This window comes from Haemophilus haemolyticus (assembly GCF_001008205.1).
Lineage (GTDB): Bacteria > Pseudomonadota > Gammaproteobacteria > Enterobacterales > Pasteurellaceae > Haemophilus > Haemophilus haemolyticus_Q.
Window position 1 is genome coordinate 59353 of sequence record NZ_LCTK01000003.1, and the last position, 17720, is coordinate 77072.

General features: G+C 38.9%; 17 protein-coding genes and 1 pseudogene. 9 read left to right on the forward strand and 9 right to left on the reverse strand.

The annotated features are described in order from the left end of the window. Window positions 1-9: 9 nt before the first annotated feature. From csrA to AAX18_RS00440, 7 genes are all read right to left on the reverse strand, one after another. A complete protein-coding gene (gene csrA, locus AAX18_RS00410) occupies window positions 10-201 on the reverse strand; it encodes a carbon storage regulator CsrA (RefSeq protein WP_005625841.1) in 192 nt (63 codons plus the stop codon). Window positions 202-279: 78 nt separating this feature from the next. Next, on the reverse strand, window positions 280-2904 hold the full coding sequence (alaS, locus tag AAX18_RS00415; protein ID WP_005629481.1) for an alanine--tRNA ligase: 2625 nt from the start codon (window positions 2902-2904) through the stop codon (window positions 280-282). A gap of 187 nt (window positions 2905-3091) precedes the next feature. Continuing rightward, window positions 3092-3517 carry a universal stress protein UspA gene (gene uspA, locus AAX18_RS00420; protein ID WP_005629483.1) on the reverse strand — a complete coding sequence of 142 codons (426 nt, stop codon included), beginning with the start codon at window positions 3515-3517 and terminating at the stop codon, window positions 3092-3094. Window positions 3518-3618: 101 nt separating this feature from the next. After that, window positions 3619-4911 carry a Xaa-Pro aminopeptidase gene (gene pepP, locus AAX18_RS00425; RefSeq protein WP_005629485.1) on the reverse strand — a complete coding sequence of 431 codons (1293 nt, stop codon included), beginning with the start codon at window positions 4909-4911 and terminating at the stop codon, window positions 3619-3621. An 11-nt stretch (window positions 4912-4922) separates the two neighbouring features. Further along, the gene (locus tag AAX18_RS00430; protein WP_005629488.1) at window positions 4923-5471 is read right to left on the reverse strand and encodes a YecA/YgfB family protein; all 549 of its coding nucleotides are present in this window, start codon (window positions 5469-5471) and stop codon (window positions 4923-4925) included. 109 nt (window positions 5472-5580) lie between these two features. Beyond that, window positions 5581-7224: a chaperonin GroEL gene (gene groL / locus AAX18_RS00435; RefSeq protein WP_046952579.1), complete on the reverse strand. Its 1644-nt coding sequence runs from the start codon at window positions 7222-7224 to the stop codon at window positions 5581-5583. A 22-nt stretch (window positions 7225-7246) separates the two neighbouring features. Beyond that, a complete protein-coding gene (locus AAX18_RS00440; protein ID WP_005629492.1) occupies window positions 7247-7537 on the reverse strand; it encodes a co-chaperone GroES in 291 nt (96 codons plus the stop codon). Window positions 7538-7705: 168 nt separating this feature from the next. Here AAX18_RS00440 and ureA point away from each other — a divergent pair, with 168 nt between their 5' ends. The 8 genes from ureA to AAX18_RS00480 all read left to right on the forward strand — a co-directional run bounded on the left by ureA (window position 7706) and on the right by AAX18_RS00480 (window position 13858). Then, window positions 7706-8008, forward strand: coding sequence for an urease subunit gamma (gene ureA / locus AAX18_RS00445; protein ID WP_046952580.1), 303 nt, complete (start codon window positions 7706-7708; stop codon window positions 8006-8008). A gap of 71 nt (window positions 8009-8079) precedes the next feature. After that, window positions 8080-8385, forward strand: coding sequence for an urease subunit beta (ureB, locus tag AAX18_RS00450; RefSeq protein WP_046952581.1), 306 nt, complete (start codon window positions 8080-8082; stop codon window positions 8383-8385). Window positions 8386-8396: 11 nt separating this feature from the next. Beyond that, entirely contained in the window at window positions 8397-10115 is a 1719-nt protein-coding gene (gene ureC / locus AAX18_RS00455; protein WP_046952582.1) for an urease subunit alpha, read from the forward strand. Between the two features lie 37 nt (window positions 10116-10152). After that, a complete protein-coding gene (locus tag AAX18_RS00460; protein WP_046952583.1) occupies window positions 10153-10773 on the forward strand; it encodes a glutathione S-transferase in 621 nt (206 codons plus the stop codon). A gap of 253 nt (window positions 10774-11026) precedes the next feature. Beyond that, window positions 11027-11584 carry an urease accessory protein UreE gene (ureE, locus tag AAX18_RS00465; protein WP_005629505.1) on the forward strand — a complete coding sequence of 186 codons (558 nt, stop codon included), beginning with the start codon at window positions 11027-11029 and terminating at the stop codon, window positions 11582-11584. Next, entirely contained in the window at window positions 11569-12276 is a 708-nt protein-coding gene (locus tag AAX18_RS00470; RefSeq protein ID WP_046952584.1) for an urease accessory protein UreF, read from the forward strand. Before ureE ends, AAX18_RS00470 begins: the two co-directional genes overlap by 16 nt. 80 nt (window positions 12277-12356) lie before the next feature. Next, a complete protein-coding gene (gene ureG, locus AAX18_RS00475) occupies window positions 12357-12992 on the forward strand; it encodes an urease accessory protein UreG (RefSeq protein ID WP_005629507.1) in 636 nt (211 codons plus the stop codon). A gap of 53 nt (window positions 12993-13045) precedes the next feature. Then, window positions 13046-13858: an urease accessory protein UreD gene (locus AAX18_RS00480; RefSeq protein WP_005629508.1), complete on the forward strand. Its 813-nt coding sequence runs from the start codon at window positions 13046-13048 to the stop codon at window positions 13856-13858. 70 nt (window positions 13859-13928) lie between these two features. On the opposite strand, the gene AAX18_RS00485 is transcribed toward AAX18_RS00480, so the two are convergent. Then, a complete protein-coding gene (locus tag AAX18_RS00485) occupies window positions 13929-14396 on the reverse strand; it encodes a hypothetical protein (protein ID WP_032825812.1) in 468 nt (155 codons plus the stop codon). Between the two features lie 157 nt (window positions 14397-14553). Between AAX18_RS00485 and AAX18_RS00490 the strand changes: the two are divergent. Then, window positions 14554-15546: pseudogene (locus AAX18_RS00490) on the forward strand (ATP-binding protein); the annotation flags it as partial. A gap of 333 nt (window positions 15547-15879) precedes the next feature. On the opposite strand, the gene AAX18_RS00495 reads toward AAX18_RS00490, so the two are convergent. After that, on the reverse strand, window positions 15880-17673 hold the full coding sequence (locus AAX18_RS00495; RefSeq protein ID WP_046952586.1) for a P-loop NTPase fold protein: 1794 nt from the start codon (window positions 17671-17673) through the stop codon (window positions 15880-15882). Window positions 17674-17720 lie beyond the last annotated feature (47 nt).

Below are 17720 nucleotides of genomic sequence, written 5' to 3' on the forward strand. Positions count from 1 at the left end.
TATTTACGATTATGATGAACTGTCTAATTGTTCATCTTTCATCTGTTTAATTCGTTGGTAAATTTCTTCTCGGTGAACGGATACTTCTTTAGGCGCTTCTACACCGAGTTTAACTTGGTTTCCACGTACACTCAAAATCGTGATAGAAATATCATTTCCAATAAGTACACTTTCGCCAACTTTACGAGTCAAGATTAACATCTTTTATCTCCTTAGTTTGCATTTATTAGATATCCCTATCAATCAAGGAAGGGTTGGCATCCCACCAACCGGCTTGTACTACAGATTTTTGTTTAACCAGTCCTGTGCTACTTTAACTGCTTGTGCCACATTTTCTGGTTGGGAGCCTCCTGCCATTGCCATATCCGGACGACCACCGCCTTTACCCCCGACCTGTTGAGCCATTAAATTAACGAGCTCTCCAGCTTTTACTTTGGTAGTTAAATCGTTTGTTACACCAACGACAAGGTTGACTTTTTCATCTAAGATCGATGCGAATGCGATTACGCCTGAGCCGAGTTGATTTTTTAAATCATCGACCATCACACGTAATGATTTTGTTTCTATGCCGTCTAATTGTTGTGCGATAACAGAAACACCGTTGATTTTCACCGCACTTTTTACAAAATCAGAACCAGCCTGCATTGCGGCTTTTTCTTTTAGACCTTGCAATTCTTTTTCCACTTTCTTCGCTTTGTCTTGAAGTTGCTGGATTTTTTCCGCTAAGGTATTTACGTCTGATTTTAATAAGTCCGCGCTTTGGGTCAGAATACGTTGTTGATTATGTAACCACTCAATCGCATTTTCACCAGTTATTGCTTCAATACGACGAACACCTGCTGCCACTGCGCTTTCAGTAATAATTTTAAATAGACCGATATCCCCAGTGCGTTTTGCGTGAATACCACCACAAAGCTCAATTGAGAAATCGCCCATGGTTAATACGCGAACCTTATCACCATATTTCTCGCCAAAGAGTGCCATTGCCCCTTTAGCTTTTGCTGAATCAATATCCATAATATCCGTTTGAACTGGGAAGTTAGCACGGATTTTTTGGTTCACTAATGTTTCAATTTGAGTTAATTGCTCTTTTGTAATTGCTTCAGGTTGTGCAAAGTCAAAACGCAAGGCTTTATCTGAAACAAGTGAGCCTTTTTGTACAACATGTTGACCTAAAACTTGACGCAAGGCCGCGTGTAATAAGTGTGTGGCTGAGTGGTTGAGTGATGTGTGATGGCGACGTTCCGCATCCACAATAGCATTCACTGATTGTCCAACTTTCAAACATCCTTGCGTTAATTCTCCAATATGTCCAAATACTTGCCCATATTTTTGGGTATCTTTAACATTAAAGGTCACGCCTTGTGCGCTTAAATATCCGCTATCGCCAATTTGGCCACCTGATTCTGCATAAAACGGCGTATTTTCTAAAATAACGACCGCACTTTGACCCGCTTCGATACTTTCCACTGATTTACCATCATGGAAAAGTGCGGTGATTTTTGCTTGAGATTCGATTTCAGTATAGCCTTCAAACTTGGTTTCACCATCCACGCGAATAATGCTGTTATAGTCCACGCCAAACTGGCTCGCTGCTTGAGCTCGAGTACGTTGTGCTTCCATTTCACGGTCAAACGCTTGTTCATCAATAGTGATATTGCGTTCACGACATACATCAGCCGTTAAATCCAATGGGAAACCATAGGTGTCATACAGTTTGAATGCAACTTCACCTGAAAGAACGCCATCTTTCACTTGAGCAAGGGCTTCATCTAATAAGCTTAAGCCACGTTCTAGAGTGCGAGCGAATTGTTCTTCTTCTAAACGTAATAGTTTTTCAACATTTACTTGTTTTGCTTTTACGTCTTTGCCTGCTTCTGCCATTACTTCAATTAGAGTTGCCACGAGTTTATAGAAAAAGGCTTCTTTGGCACCTAATAAGTGACCGTGACGAACTGCGCGGCGAATAATACGACGTAAGACATAACCACGGCCTTCGTTTGATGGAATAACGCCATCTGCGATTAAATATGCACAAGAACGAATATGGTCTGCAATAACACGTAATGATTTATTACTTAAATCTGTTGTGCCAACAACTTCAGCCGTTTTTGCGATTAATGTTTTGAAAATATCAATCTCGTAGTTTGAGTTAACATGTTGTAATACAGCAGAAATACGCTCTAATCCCATACCTGTGTCAACTGATGGACGTGGTAATTTTTCCATTGTGCCATCGGCTAAACGGTTGAATTGCATGAACACAACGTTCCAGATTTCGATATAACGGTCGCCATCTTCTTCTGGTGAGCCTGGAGGTCCGCCCCAAATATGATCGCCGTGATCGTAGAAAATTTCAGTACAAGGACCACAAGGACCCGTATCGCCCATTGCCCAGAAGTTGTCTGATGCATAAGGTGCGCCTTTATTGTCACCAATGCGAATAATGCGTTCAGCAGGAACACCGACTTCTTTATTCCAGATGTTGTAGGCTTCGTCATCGGTTTCATACACGGTTACCCATAGTTTTTCTTTAGGTAAACCAAGCCATTGTGGGGAAGTTAAATATTCCCAAGCAAAATTAATCGCATCGTGTTTAAAGTAATCACCAAAACTGAAGTTACCAAGCATTTCAAAGAAAGTATGATGACGCGCAGTATAACCAACATTTTCTAAGTCGTTGTGTTTACCACCTGCACGCACGCAACGTTGAGCAGTGGTCGCTCGAGAATAAGGGCGTTTATCCATTCCAAGGAATACATCCTTAAATTGGTTCATCCCAGCATTCGTGAAAAGCAAAGTCGGATCATTTTCCGGCACAAGTGAGCTACTCTCAACTACTTGGTGGCCTTTGCTATGGAAAAAATCAAGGAATGATTGTCTTATTTCTGCCGTTGTTTTCATTAAAAAGAATCCTTGTTACCCATAATAAAAATAAAAACTAAATCGCTCTATTTTTGCATATTTTTGAAATTTATAAAAAGGCTTTTTGCCAAAACCCCAAAATAAAACCGCACTTCACGACGTTATTTGAGAAGTGCGGTTAAAATTTAAGTTATTTCAGATTATTCAAAAAACAATTTCTTGTTAATTATTCATCTCTAAGCGGAACAACCAACATATCAATTTTAATCGTATTCATCACTTGACGTGTTGAAGACATTAACTTACTCCAAAAGTCTTGGTGATGTCCCGTCACTAATAAATCTACATCATATTGTTCGATGGCATCACTTAGAACTTGTCCTAAATCACCACTGCCACTCAATTTTTCTGAAATTGGATAATCCGCACTTTCAGCTAAATCTAATAAGGCTTTTTGTGTTTCCGTGGAAATTCTGTCTTGCATCGAAGACATATTCACATCAATCAATCCAGTGTAAAGATCCGAGAAGTTCACATCAACGTGGATGATAGAAAGTTTTGCTTCGTGGCGTTTTGCAACTCCAACCGCTTTTTTAAGTAAAACTGGACTCTCTTCAGAAAGATCTACTGCCACTAAAACGTGTTTGTACATAATCGACTCCTTAACTGATTGGTTCGGCTTTTAACTGGCTCTAATGCTAACATTTTGAGCAATAAAAAACTGTGTACTAGATCACAATTTAAACATTTTTATTAAAAATTCATTAAATTTTCAATGTCTGCAATTTCTTTAGGGGCCGCTGCGGTTAGGATTTTATTACCATATTCAGTCATGAGTAAATTATCCTCAATGCGCACGCCAATGCCTTTGTATTGCTCTGGCACATCAGCATCTTCTGAAATATAAATACCCGGCTCAACGGTAATCACCATGCCGATTTCGAGTATCCGTTGTTTATCTTGGCCATAGCTACCTACATCATGCACATCTAACCCTAGCCAGTGACCTAATCCGTGCATATAAAATTGTCGATAAGCTTGTTGTTGAATGAGTGTATCGACATCACCTTTTAAGATACCTAAATCCACTAATCCTTGGGTTTTAATACGAATGACTTCATCATTGGCTTGCTTAATGGAATTGCCAGGTACAAGTAATTCAATCGCACGTTTTTGTGCTTTTAAAACTAACTCGTAAATTTCACGTTGAGGCTGGCTAAATTTTCCATTTACAGGAAAAGTGCGGGTAATATCGCCCGCATACATGGCAAATTCACAGCCAGCATCAATGAGCACTAAATCCCCATCATTTAATGGACGATCATTTTCTGTGTAGTGCAAAATACAGGCGTTATTTCCCCCTGCAACAATGGAATTGTAAGAAGGAAATCTGGCGCAATGGCGATTAAATTCATGCAAAATATCGCTTTCAATTTCATATTCAAAGCGATTTGGACGTGTTGTTTGCATTGCTTTAATATGCCCTAGAGCCGTAATTTGTCCCGCTTGTTGCATTAATCGGATTTCATTAGGCGATTTTATAAGGCGCATTTCGCTGAGCATTGGTCGCCAATCTAAAATCTCGTTAAAACTCACCGCACTTTCTGTCACTAATTTATCACCCCAAGTATGAATTTCTGGCACATAGTAAAGTGCGGTTAGTTTTTTTAATATTTTTGGCAGTACGGTAGAGAACTCTTCAATAGAATAGGCTTCATTTACATTAAGTTGTTGTGGTGCACGCTCAACACCTAATCGGCGACCATTCCACGTTTCAAGTAACGGATCGCGTGGACGAAGAAAAATAATGGCTTTTTCTGCTTGTTCTGTTTTCAGTAATAACAGTGCTGCATTCGGCTCATTAAAGCCTGTTACATACCAAAAATAGCTATCTTGACGGAAAGGATAGGTACAATCATTATTACGGCGTTTTTCGATTTCAGAAAAAAGCAATAATGCTGAATTAGGTTGCATTTGAGCGAATACTCGTGTGCGGCGTTTCCAAAATTCTTCTTTAGGCAATTCAGCCATATAAGCCAATTCCATCCGAGATCTCCTTAATGTAATACAGGTTTGTTTTCTATTTCTCCTTCGTTGAAATGAGAATAGAACAACATTGCAATGGTGCGAACATATTCAATGATTTCTTCTAGCGCTTCCGCAAGTTCTTCTTCGTTATCGTCTTCATCATAACCAAGTTGGCAAATATCTTGTAAATCATCTACGGCTTCGCCAATTTCGCCTTTTTCTTTTGTTAATTCAGGTTGTGCTAAGCCAAGACCAAGTAAGAATTGGTTTGCCCAATCGGATAAGCTATCCGCTTGTGCAAAGACATTTTCATCTTCGGTTAAACCAAGTTCAAAGGTAAATCCTTCAACATCTGATAAGGTTTGACTAATTTTTTCATAAAGTTCTGTAACGGGTTGAACTAATGCTGTTGGGTAAGCGTGATTATCATTGCTGAATTGATATAAGAGCGGTAGCCAACTTTGATCTTTTAAGCCACCACAAAGTAAACCGCTTAAAAAACCGTGTAGTTCTGTTGCATTAAAGTCGATTCCAGCAGATTTAAGTTGTTGGTTAAGGTCAGAATGAGAAATGAGCATAATAGATGTCCTGAGTAAATTTGAAATTAGTGTAAACCTTTGTAAATAAAAAAGCGATCGCTTTTCCTTGTGGAAAAACGACCGCACTTTTTACCTGATTATGAGCGAATTACATCATTCCGCCCATTCCACCTATACCGCCCATGCCTGCGCCTAGGTCAGCTTTTTCATCTTTTGGAAGCTCGGTTACCATACATTCAGTGGTAATCATTAAGCCTGCTACAGATGCCGCGAATTGCAACGCAGAACGAGTTACTTTAGTTGGATCTAAGATACCCATTTCGATCATATCGCCGTATTGTTCTGTACCTGCGTTATAACCAAAGTTTCCTTCGCCATTTTTAACCGCACTTGCCACAACAGATGCTTCTTCACCCGCGTTAGTGACGATTTGACGTAAAGGCGCTTCCATCGCACGTAATGCAAGTTTAATACCCACATTTTGTTCTTCGTTGTCACCTTTTAGGCTTGCTGCAACTTTCGCTGCTGCACGAACTAATGCAACACCACCACCGGCAACAATACCTTCTTCAACTGCTGCACGAGTTGCGTGTAATGCATCGTCCACTCGATCTTTTTTCTCTTTCATTTCAACTTCAGTTGCTGCACCAACTTTAATTACAGCTACACCACCAGCAAGTTTAGCCACGCGTTCTTGAAGTTTTTCTTTGTCATAATCAGACGTTGATTCTTCGATTTGTTGACGAATTTGAGCTACACGACCTTTGATTTGAGCTTCATCACCTACACCATCGATGATCGTGGTATTGTCTTTGTTGATGACTACACGTTTTGCTTGACCTAAATCTTCTAATGTCGCTTTTTCAAGTTCCATACCGATTTCTTCAGAAATCACGGTACCAGCAGTTAAGATCGCAATATCTTGTAACATTGCTTTACGACGATCACCAAAACCAGGGGCTTTCACTGCTGCTACTTTCACGATACCACGCATGGTGTTCACCACTAAAGTTGCAAGTGCTTCACCTTCGATATCTTCAGCGATAATTAATAATGGTTTACCCGCTTTTGCAACACCTTCTAATACTGGAAGTAATTCGCGAATGTTTGATACTTTTTTATCTACTAAAAGAATGTATGGGTTGTCTAATTCAACAGTTGCCGTTTCTGGTTTGTTGATGAAATAAGGTGATAAATAACCACGATCGAATTGCATCCCTTCCACAACCGCTAATTCATCGTCAAGACCTGTACCATCTTCTACGGTAATCACGCCTTCTTTACCCACTTTTTCCATCGCTTGTGAGATTAATTGACCCACAATGCTGTCAGAGTTTGCAGAAATAGTCCCTACTTGTTCAATTTCTTTTGCTGTTTCACAAGGTTTAGATAAATTTTTAAGCTCAGAAACAACCGCACTTACTGCTTTATCGATACCGCGTTTTAAATCCATTGGATTCATGCCTGCAGCTACTGCTTTTAAGCCTTCATTTACGATAGCTTGAGCAAGAACTGTCGCGGTAGTTGTACCGTCACCTGCTGCATCATTGGCTTTAGAGGCAACCTCTTTCACCATTTGTGCACCCATATTTTCAAATTTATCTTCTAATTCAATTTCACGTGCGACAGACACACCATCTTTGGTGATGGTTGGTGCACCAAATGATTTATCTAAAATTACATTACGACCTTTAGGGCCAAGGGTAACTTTTACCGCATCTGCTAATACATTCACGCCTTTAAGCATTTTTACGCGTGCATCGTTACCAAATTTTACGTCTTTTGCTGCCATTTTCTTTTTTCCTTAATTTAAATTATTCCACAATCGCCAAAATATCGTTTTCAGAAATGATTAACACTTCTTCACCATCGATTTTTTCACTTTTCACGCCATAACCATCATTGAAAATGACCGTATCACCAACTTTTACATCTAAAGGTTGAACGGTGCCATTTTCCAAAATACGACCCTTACCCACTGCCAATACTTTCGCACGGGTGGATTTAGTCGCTGCTGAGCCTGTTAATACGATACCGCCAGCTGAACGGGTTTCGACTTCTTCACGTTTAATAATTACACGATCGTGTAAAGGACGAATATTCATGATTAATTTCCTTCTTGAGAATTTGTAAGTGCGGTTTTTATATAAGGAGGATTTTTTCGCTTTCAAGGGCTATGAATAAAAAAATTCTGACAAAATGTTTTTCCTATTTGGATTTTTTACGTAAAATTCGCCGCTCTTTGTGCGATAGATAAATGAAGGAATGAAGATATGCACTTAACATCAAGAGAACAAGAGAAATTGATGCTCTTTTTAACCGGTGAGCTTGCGGCAAAACGCAAAGCGCGTGGCGTAAAATTAAACTATCCTGAGGCTATCGCTTATATCGCGAGTCATTTACAAGAAGCAGCTAGAGATGGTATGAGTGTGGCGGAAGTCATGCAATATGGCGCAACCCTACTCACCGTTGAAGATGTGATGGAAGGCGTTGCTGAGATGGTACACGAAGTACAAATTGAAGCAACTTTCCCAGATGGTACGAAGCTTGTTACCGTCCACAATCCGATTAGATAAAAGAACATTCCCCCTCTTTAGCAAAGAGGGGGCTTTCTATAAAAATTTTAAAATAGAAGGATTTAAATAAAATGATTCCAGGTGAATACCAATTAGCTGAAGGCGATATTATTGCCAATGTTGGCAGAAAAACAGTCACAATTGAAGTAACTAACTCAGGCGACCGCCCAATTCAAGTCGGTTCCCATTACCATTTTTTTGAAACCAATAATGCCCTTAAATTTGACCGCCCTTTAGCGCGTGGAATGCGCTTAAATGTTCCATCTGGCAATGCAGTACGTTTTGAGCCAGGTGAAGTGAAATCAGTCGAGTTAGTGGCTTTTGGTGGCTCGCAAACTATTTACGGCTTCCATAATCAAATTGATGGCAAATTATAAGGTAGGGCAGAATGGCATTAACAATTTCAAGAGCGCAATATGTAGCAACTTATGGCCCAACCGTTGGCGATAAAGTCCGTTTAGGCGATACCAATTTATGGGCAACTATTGAGCAAGATTTATTGACCAAAGGTGATGAGTGTAAATTTGGTGGCGGTAAAAGTGTGCGTGATGGCATGGCGCAAAGCGGCACCGCAACTCGCGATAATCCAAATGTATTGGATTTTGTGATTACCAACGTGATGATCATTGATGCTAAATTAGGCATTATCAAAGCCGATATTGGTATTCGCGATGGTCGTATTGTGGGTATCGGACAAGCGGGTAACCCTGACACCATGGATAACGTCACGCCAAACATGATTATCGGTGCAAGCACGGAAGTACATAATGGCGCACATTTAATTGCAACCGCAGGCGGTATTGATACCCACATTCACTTTATTTGCCCTCAACAAGCACAACATGCGATTGAAAGCGGGGTTACGACGTTAATTGGTGGCGGAACAGGCCCTGCTGATGGTACACACGCGACTACTTGTACCCCGGGCGCATGGTATATGGAACGTATGTTCCAAGCGGCAGAAGCTTTACCTGTCAACGTAGGATTTTTCGGTAAAGGAAACTGCTCAACTTTAGATCCGCTACGCGAACAAATTGAAGCGGGTGCATTAGGCTTAAAAATCCATGAAGACTGGGGCGCAACGCCTGCAGTAATTGATTCTGCCTTAAAAGTGGCAGATGAAATGGATATTCAAGTGGCAATTCACACTGACACGCTAAATGAAAGTGGCTTCTTAGAAGATACCATGAAAGCAATTGATGGACGCGTGATTCACACCTTCCATACTGAAGGTGCAGGTGGCGGTCATGCGCCAGATATCATTAAAGCAGCGATGTATCCAAACGTATTACCTGCTTCAACCAACCCGACTCGTCCATTTACGAAAAACACCATTGATGAACATTTGGATATGTTAATGGTTTGCCATCACTTAGATAAACGCGTGCCAGAAGACGTGGCATTTGCTGATAGTCGTATTCGCCCTGAAACTATTGCAGCGGAAGACATCTTGCACGATATGGGCGTATTCTCCATTATGAGTTCAGACTCTCAAGCAATGGGACGTATTGGCGAAGTCGTTATTCGTACATGGCAAACGGCAGATAAAATGAAAATGCAACGTGGCGAGCTAGGTAATGAAGGAAACGATAACTTCCGTATTAAACGCTATATTGCGAAATACACCATCAATCCAGCAATTGCTCATGGTATTGCGGATCATATCGGTTCATTAGAAGTGGGCAAAATTGCAGATATTGTGTTATGGAAACCGATGTTCTTTGGGGTAAAACCAGAAGTGGTAATTAAAAAAGGCTTTATTAGCTACGCTAAAATGGGCGACCCAAATGCCTCAATTCCAACGCCGCAACCTGTATTCTACCGTCCAATGTACGGTGCACAAGGTTTGGCGACAGCACAAACAGCAGTGTTCTTCGTTTCACAAGCCGCTGAAAAAGCCGATATTCGTGCGAAATTCGGTTTACACAAAGAAACTATTGCCGTGAAAGGCTGCCGCAGTGTGGGTAAAAAAGATCTCGTTCACAACAATGCTACGCCTGAAATCACGATAGATCCAGAACGCTATGAAGTGCGTGTTGATGGTGAACTCATTACCTGCGAACCCGTGGATACGGTGCCATTGGGACAACGATATTTTATGTTCTAAGCAGAAAAGAGCGGTCAAATTTTAAGGAGAATTTACAATGAAACTTTGGTACTCCACCACCAGTCCATATGTACGTAAAGTGCTGGTAACGTTGAAATATCAACAACTATTAGATAAAACAGAACTGATTAAAATTGGTTCATCATTTGATGCAAGCTCTCCGCATAATCAGGCAAATCCTCTAGGTCGAGTGCCAGCGTTAGAACGTAATTGTGGTAATTGGCTTTATGGCAGTTTGCTCATTTGCGAATATCTCGACCAAAAAGGCAAGGTAGAGCCTAAACTCATTCCAGAAAGTGGCAAGCCACGTTGGGCGGTACTCGCCTTACATAACTTAGCAGATGGCATTATGGAAAACACCGTACCGATGATGGCTGAAAAAATGCTTCGCCCTGAAAGTGAATGGTGGACAGCTCGCCATCAACAACTAACTGAACGCAATCGTCAAAGTTTTGCAAGACTTGAGCAAGACTTAAAACCGTTTGGTACGGAATTAAACATTGGTACGTTAACGGCGGTGGCAGTCATTGATTGGTTCTTATTTAGAGCAGAGAAAATTGGATTAGATCTTGCAAAAGAATTTCCAAATTTAACCGCTTGGGCAGCAGAAATGAATGAAAAATATGAGGTTTTAAGAGAAACAAAGCCAACGTTGTAACCATTTTTGTGGCGTCATGAAATTGGTCTAAATAACCTAATTTCTCTGTTTTTTCTTCTGCCAAATCTCCCCTTCCCTTCTTTGCTAAAGAAGGGGGGAAGAACGAGCGAGATTTTATATCATTGTTCTACTTTGATATGGCAAATATAAATGAGTCAGATGACAGTAAATTCATAAAGAAAATCCCCTCTTTAGCAAAGAGGGGAAGGGGAGATTTGGTAGTATATAACCGAAGAAAATAAGTAATATAAAAATGAAAATCCTCAACCCCATTCTGCCTATTATGGACACCATTTTAGGCGATTTAACTAGTCTTCAAGCTGAAGGCAAGATTACCCATCAAACCATTGAGTGCGTGGCATTGCAGTGGTATGAAAGTGAGCGCAATATTCTGCGTAAAACAACGAATACGGGGCGCGAAGTTGCCTTTCGCTTGCTAAAAGAAGGACAACGTTTAAAACACGATGATGTGGTGTTTATCAGCGATGAATTAGTGATTGTGATTGAAATTTTACCGAGTGAAGTAATTGTGCTATCGCCGAAAACCTTGCCAGAAATGGCTCGCGCTTGTTATGAAATTGGCAATAAACATTCGCCCCTCTTTTTAGATGGCGATGAAGTGACATTACCTTACGATAAGCCGATGTTTGAATGGTTACAAGCGGCGGGATTTCATCCGAAAAAAGCTGAACGCCGTTTAAGCCAAGCGTTAAGAGCGAACTCCGCACAAGGGCACGGGCATTCGCATAGTCATTCGCACGATCATCATGGCTATCACCACCATGGAGACGGCAATTGGCACCAACATTAAACCGAAGCCTGGCAGATTTAGGCGCCTTGTTGCACTTGGTTGACCCGACTTTGCCAATCGGGGGCTTTAACCATTCAAACGGTTTAGAAACCTTTGTTCAACAAGGTGTTGTTTCGACGAAACCAAGCCTAGAAGAATATGTGCAAACTCAGCTTTTGCAAAACTGGGTGTATAACGATGGCGCTTATCTTTCGCTCGCATTTGAAGCCATGGCTATCAATGATTTTGACCGTTTGTGCGAATTAGACCATTCGTTATCTGCGACCAAAATTGCGCGAGAAAGTCGAGAAGGCAGTTTTAAACTCGGCGTGCGGTTATTAAAAATTTTTATCCGCTATGAACAACACCCGATGTTGAGCCAATTTCAGCAAGCGATTCAAAATAAAACCGTGCAAGGCTATTTCCCGATTGTGTTTGCGATGGTGGCGCAAGCGATGGGGCTCAGCAAAGCGGATACCCTGTATGCGTTTTACTACAATGCAGCAGTCGGCACCATTACCAATGGCGTAAAACTCATTCCGCTCAGCCAAATGGACGGGCAAGATATTCTGTTTGATTTGCGTCGTGCGCTCTTGCAAGCTGTCGAATTAAGCCTTGATCCAAATCTTGATTGGCTAGGTGCAGCAACTCTCGCAAATGACATCCGTTCCATGCAGCACGAAGTGCTTTATACGCGGCTTTATATGTCGTAAGAGCGGTCATTTTTTATTAAATTTTTACATATCGCAGAGGTTATAAGAATGAGCTTCTACGAATCAACAAAAGGAACATTATGCGTAACTACATTAAAATTGGCGTAGCAGGCCCCGTTGGTGCAGGCAAAACCGCGTTAATTGAAAAACTGACTCGTGAAATTGCAAGCCGTTATAGCGTGGCGGTAATCACTAACGATATTTATACCCAAGAAGATGCGGAGTTTTTAACGAAAAACAGCTTACTTCCGCCTGAGCGAATTATGGGCGTGGAAACGGGCGGTTGCCCACATACAGCAATTCGTGAAGATGCGTCAATGAACTTAGAAGCTGTCGATGAAATGGTTGCACGCTTCCCTGATGTAGAAATCGTGTTTATTGAATCTGGTGGTGATAACTTATCTGCCACCTTTAGCCCTGATTTAGCAGATGTGACTATTTTCGTGATTGACGTCGCACAAGGTGAAAAAATCCCGCGTAAAGGTGGTCCTGGCATCACCCGTTCTGATTTATTAGTGATTAACAAAACTGACCTAGCGCCATTCGTTGGTGCTGACTTAAGTGTCATGGAACGAGATGCACGTCGTATGCGTAACGGTCAACCGTTTATCTTTACCAACTTAATGAAGAAAGAAAATTTAGATGGTGTAATTGGTTGGATTGAAAAATACGCTTTATTAAAAAATATAGAAGAACCTAAAGCCTTAGTGAGATAAAGTACTCTCCCCTCTTCTTTTGAGGAGGGGGGATTTTACAAATTTAATCGATTATGAACAGTACGCTCAAACTCTCAACTAAACTTTCTCCAAGCGGTAAAACTCAGCTTGCGGAATATTTTGCCACTCCCCCTTTCAAAGTGATGACGTTACCTCCTTATGCGGATGCTTGGACAAATGGACTTAATGCCATTCAGATGTCTTCTTCGCCAGGACTCTTATCAGGGGATCGTATTGATATTCAAATAACGCTCGCAGAATCGACCGCACTTTCTTTAAATACACAGGCATTTACCCGTGTTAAGGCAATGAATGAAGGCAATTTTGCTGAACAAAACACGTTCATTCAGCTTGAAGAGAATAGCTATTTATTTTATTTGCCCCACCCATTGGTATTGCATAAGGATTCTGCATTTAAGCAAAAAACATTCATCAATATACAACCTAATAGCGTTCTGATTTACGGAGATATTGTGGCTATTGGCCGCGTAGCAAATAATGAACGTTTTGAATTTCGCCAATTTTCTTCTCATTTAAAAGTTCAGCTTTTGCAAAATAACGGGCAAACTAAACCGCTCGTCTTGGATTGTATTCAATGGCAGCCTGCACAAATGAAATTGACCGCATTAAGCCAAATGGAAGGGTTCTCACATCAAGGATCGTTGGTTTATCTCAATTTGCAGAAAACATCAACTGAAGTTAAACAAATCGTCCAAACACTTCAACAGCAGGAAAGTGAAAAATCTATACTTATTGGCGTTTCTCAATTAAATGAAGGTGGACTTATTGTACGAGTGCTTGGTCATCGTGCTGAGCTCATTCAAAAGCTCTTTGAGAAGATCGGTGAGCAACTAAAATCAGCATAAAATTAGGGGCTGACGTAGACTAGCATTCTTGCTAATCTACGTCAGCCCCAAAAATTATTTTCGATAAAAATCAACCGCCCTTACAAATCAACCAAGGAACTTGCTTGCCTTGTTGATTCTTGTAGTAAATTGAACTTTGAGAGCGCGCGATTAAATCCACATAACTTCCTTGAATCGGATCATACGAACGATAAACCACCTCAAATTTTGTACCGCGCGCATTCAGTGTCAGCGTGTATGAATGATCAAAAGGCACCGCCTTGCCATTATCTAGCTGGAAATAAAAACCGAAGTTATCTTTCATACGGCTTTCACGCGACAACGGGAAATAAGTCGTCAAATGAGAAATCCCCCCAGTATCTTTATTATTACAACGATAATGATATGGCTTGTAATTAACCGAATTATTTAACTCAGCTTGGCTAATATTATTCTTTAAAAATCGAGATTTAACCGTCTTTTTTGGCTGATGTGTTGTGGTACAAGCAAATAAACTCACAAGGACACCCACAAACAATGCCATCTTTAATTTATTCATAAATACAAAATTCCGAGCAATAAGAAAGCGCGTATGATAGCGGAAATTGGGGATTGTGCAAGGGATTGGAATGAGACTAAAAAAACCGAAATAAAAACTGGAAATGTAATTCCAAATACAGGCTAAAAAAAACAAATATGGAAATTGACTTCCAATTGACACTCAAGACCTCCAACAGCTTATTCAAGAAAAAATGCCGTCTTCTCCAGCTAAAACCTACTTTCTGATTGATGAAATTCAATTCGTGGAAGGCTGGCAAAAAATCGTCAATGCGCTTCGCGTGAGTTTTAACACCGACATCGTGATTACGGGCTCAAATGCTAACTTGCTTTCCGGTGAGCTTGCGACGCTGTTAAGCGGTCGGTATGTAGAAATCAAAATTTATCCGCTTTCTTTTAAAGAATTTTTGCACGCCAAAAATGTGGATAGTCAATCAAGATTGGTGGATAAACTCTATTCGGAATACGAAAAATATGGCGGTTTCCCCAGTGTTGCTATTGCTGATGAATCTTTAAAAGAAACGATTTTATCTGGCATTTTTGATTCCATCGTACTGAATGATATTGCTCATCGTGCTGGCGTGAAAGATACCCATATTCTTAAAAGCGTGATTCTCTTTTTGGCGGATAATGTAGGGCAGTTAGTGAATCCGAGTAAAATTAGCAACACGCTCACGTCCGAACGTGTTCCCACCTCAAACCCTACCATCAGCAAATATCTTGATTTGTTAGAAAATGCGTTTCTTTTTTATAAAGCAAAACAATACGATATTCGCGGAAAAGGCTATTTAAAAACCAATGCGAAATATTTTATTGTGGATAACGGTTTAAGACGACATGCTATCGGTAAAAAAGGCGCGAATTATGCCAATCGACTAGAAAATATCGTCTTTATTGAATTACTCAGACGTGGTTATACCATAGATGTCGGTAAACTTGACAGCAAAGAAATTGATTTTATCGCCCGAAAAGCCGATGAGATTTTGTATGTGCAAGTCGCCTTTGAAATCCCTGAAAATACCCACGAAACAGATAATCTTTTGCATATTAAAGATAACTATAAGAAGATCTTAATTACGGGGAAATATTACGAACAAACAGAAATTGATGGGATTGAGGTGATTTATGTGGTGGATTGGTTGCTGCAATAAATCTAAAAACATTGAAAATTTTCACCGCACTTTTAGTGATTAACGTTTATACTGGTGCGCGTTTCTTAACGTGTGCCATGGAAATTAAATAATGTGCGGTGAGTTTTTGAAGTGTTTTTTATTGAAGTTAGGCACACGCTAGGAAGCGTGCACCAACAGATTGTGCTAATAAGGAAAGATAGCGCCAGCGTCCACGCTGGTGCTGTTTAATAATACATTGCGAATTTTACCCATAAGCCGTTGGCAGAATTAATATTCAAAATTCTTTGGATTTTTTGACCGCACTTTTAGATGGGGGCACAAGCGAGGACGCTTGCGCTATCATGGCGGAGACTAATGAACTTTGAATCTTTCTTTTTTTAGCCTTAGTATATTTAAAATTTCATCTAATTTAAATTTATCAAATGGATCAAGATCTTTTGAATTATATCTATTAGTTAAACAAGCTATAAACTTATCAATAAAACTTTCTTCAGCTTTCAAATATTCTGCTAATGTTATTTCATTAATACTACGATTTGTTTTATATCTTTCATCAAGAAAATAACAAAAATTATACAACCCATTATAATTATTACTATCATCAATTAACACTTCCATAACTTGATTAACATTTTCTTCAGTCAGCAAAACTTTGCACTCGTATTTTTCATAGTTACTATACGTATTACTCCAGTCTGCAATTTTTATAAATGGTAATAATTTATAAAAATCATCAATAGTATTTTTATTTTCTAAAATAAATTGTTGTTCATTTATCTTCTTATAAAATTCTGATCTTATTCTTATGAAATCGTCATCTTCTTCATTGATATATCCCAAGCCTGTAGTATTAAGCCTAAAAAATCTAAGATCTGGAAATGAAGAAGTTTCTTTGTATTTATCTAGGTATTTTGAGAGTGTTTGTTCTATTTCATCAATTGATATATTTCTACATAAATTTTTCTTAATGAAAAATACTAACATACTAACAGCATGCATAAGAATACCTATATTGTGATATTCTATTGAAATAAATTTATTCTTTACATCCTCAAGGTTAGTATAAAATTCATCCCTATTCATCTCTCTGTAGTGCCATAATTTTTGCCAAGATTCATCTTCTTTCCTATTAAATATTGGAAGTGAGGATATCAATTCATTTAGTTCATCATAAGAATTATAGCAACTAGTAATAATCATCTTCCAAATATCTGTATCGAAAATGAGGCTATAATAAAATCCTGAGTTATCTTGTTTTAATGACTCTAAGACGGAATCTATATTATGCTCTTTTTTATATTCTAGTGATAGTGTATAGAATTGCTCTGATAGTCTTTCAATAAATTCATCATTATCTAGATAATTAGATTTTATTTTTTTAGTAAAATCAATGTAATCATCAGTTGTCTGAATTAGATTTCTATAGTTTTTATTTCCAGATCTTTCAAATGTCGATTGGATGATGTTTATAATTATTTCATATTTTTTTAACTTTGAGGAATATTTTTCCTCAAATGACTTCCAATAGCTTTCGTTATCATTATGAATAATAAATGATTTACCTATAACTTTTTCTTTAAATCTTTTATATGTTTCATTTTTATCATTACTTTTATTCTTATAATTAATTTCATCCTCATTTGCTATGATAATTGTTTTCACATTTTTATTTTCACAGATTGAATTTATAAATCCTAATATTTCTATAATAGGTATTAATGTTCTCTCAAGATCATCGAATATAAAAATTAGGTTATTATAATTATTAGTATCATTTTTTAATGGGTTAATAATTTTGCTAAGATCGATTTTTGCAGTTGTTTCCTGACTGGCATCTCCAATTAAGTCAAACGTAAACCCGAAATTTATTGCGGACTTTAATATTCCGCCTGCGAATTTTATGCTTTTATGAGATAAAATTGGATGTAATTCTTCAAAAATAGCGTCATTTACAGATGGGATATCTTTTAATCCAAACAAACTTACATAGATAAACTTATATCTATTATCATTAGATCTTTTTTCTATATAATTTCTTATAAAAAATGTTTTACCACAGCCCCATTTCCCAGTTAAGAGAGTTGCGTATTCAACATCTTCTCTTTCTAAATAAAGATCTAAATAGTTTTCGATATGTTTATTCATTATTGATTCCTGTTATAGAGTAGAAGACCTAAAATTAATTGTAATAA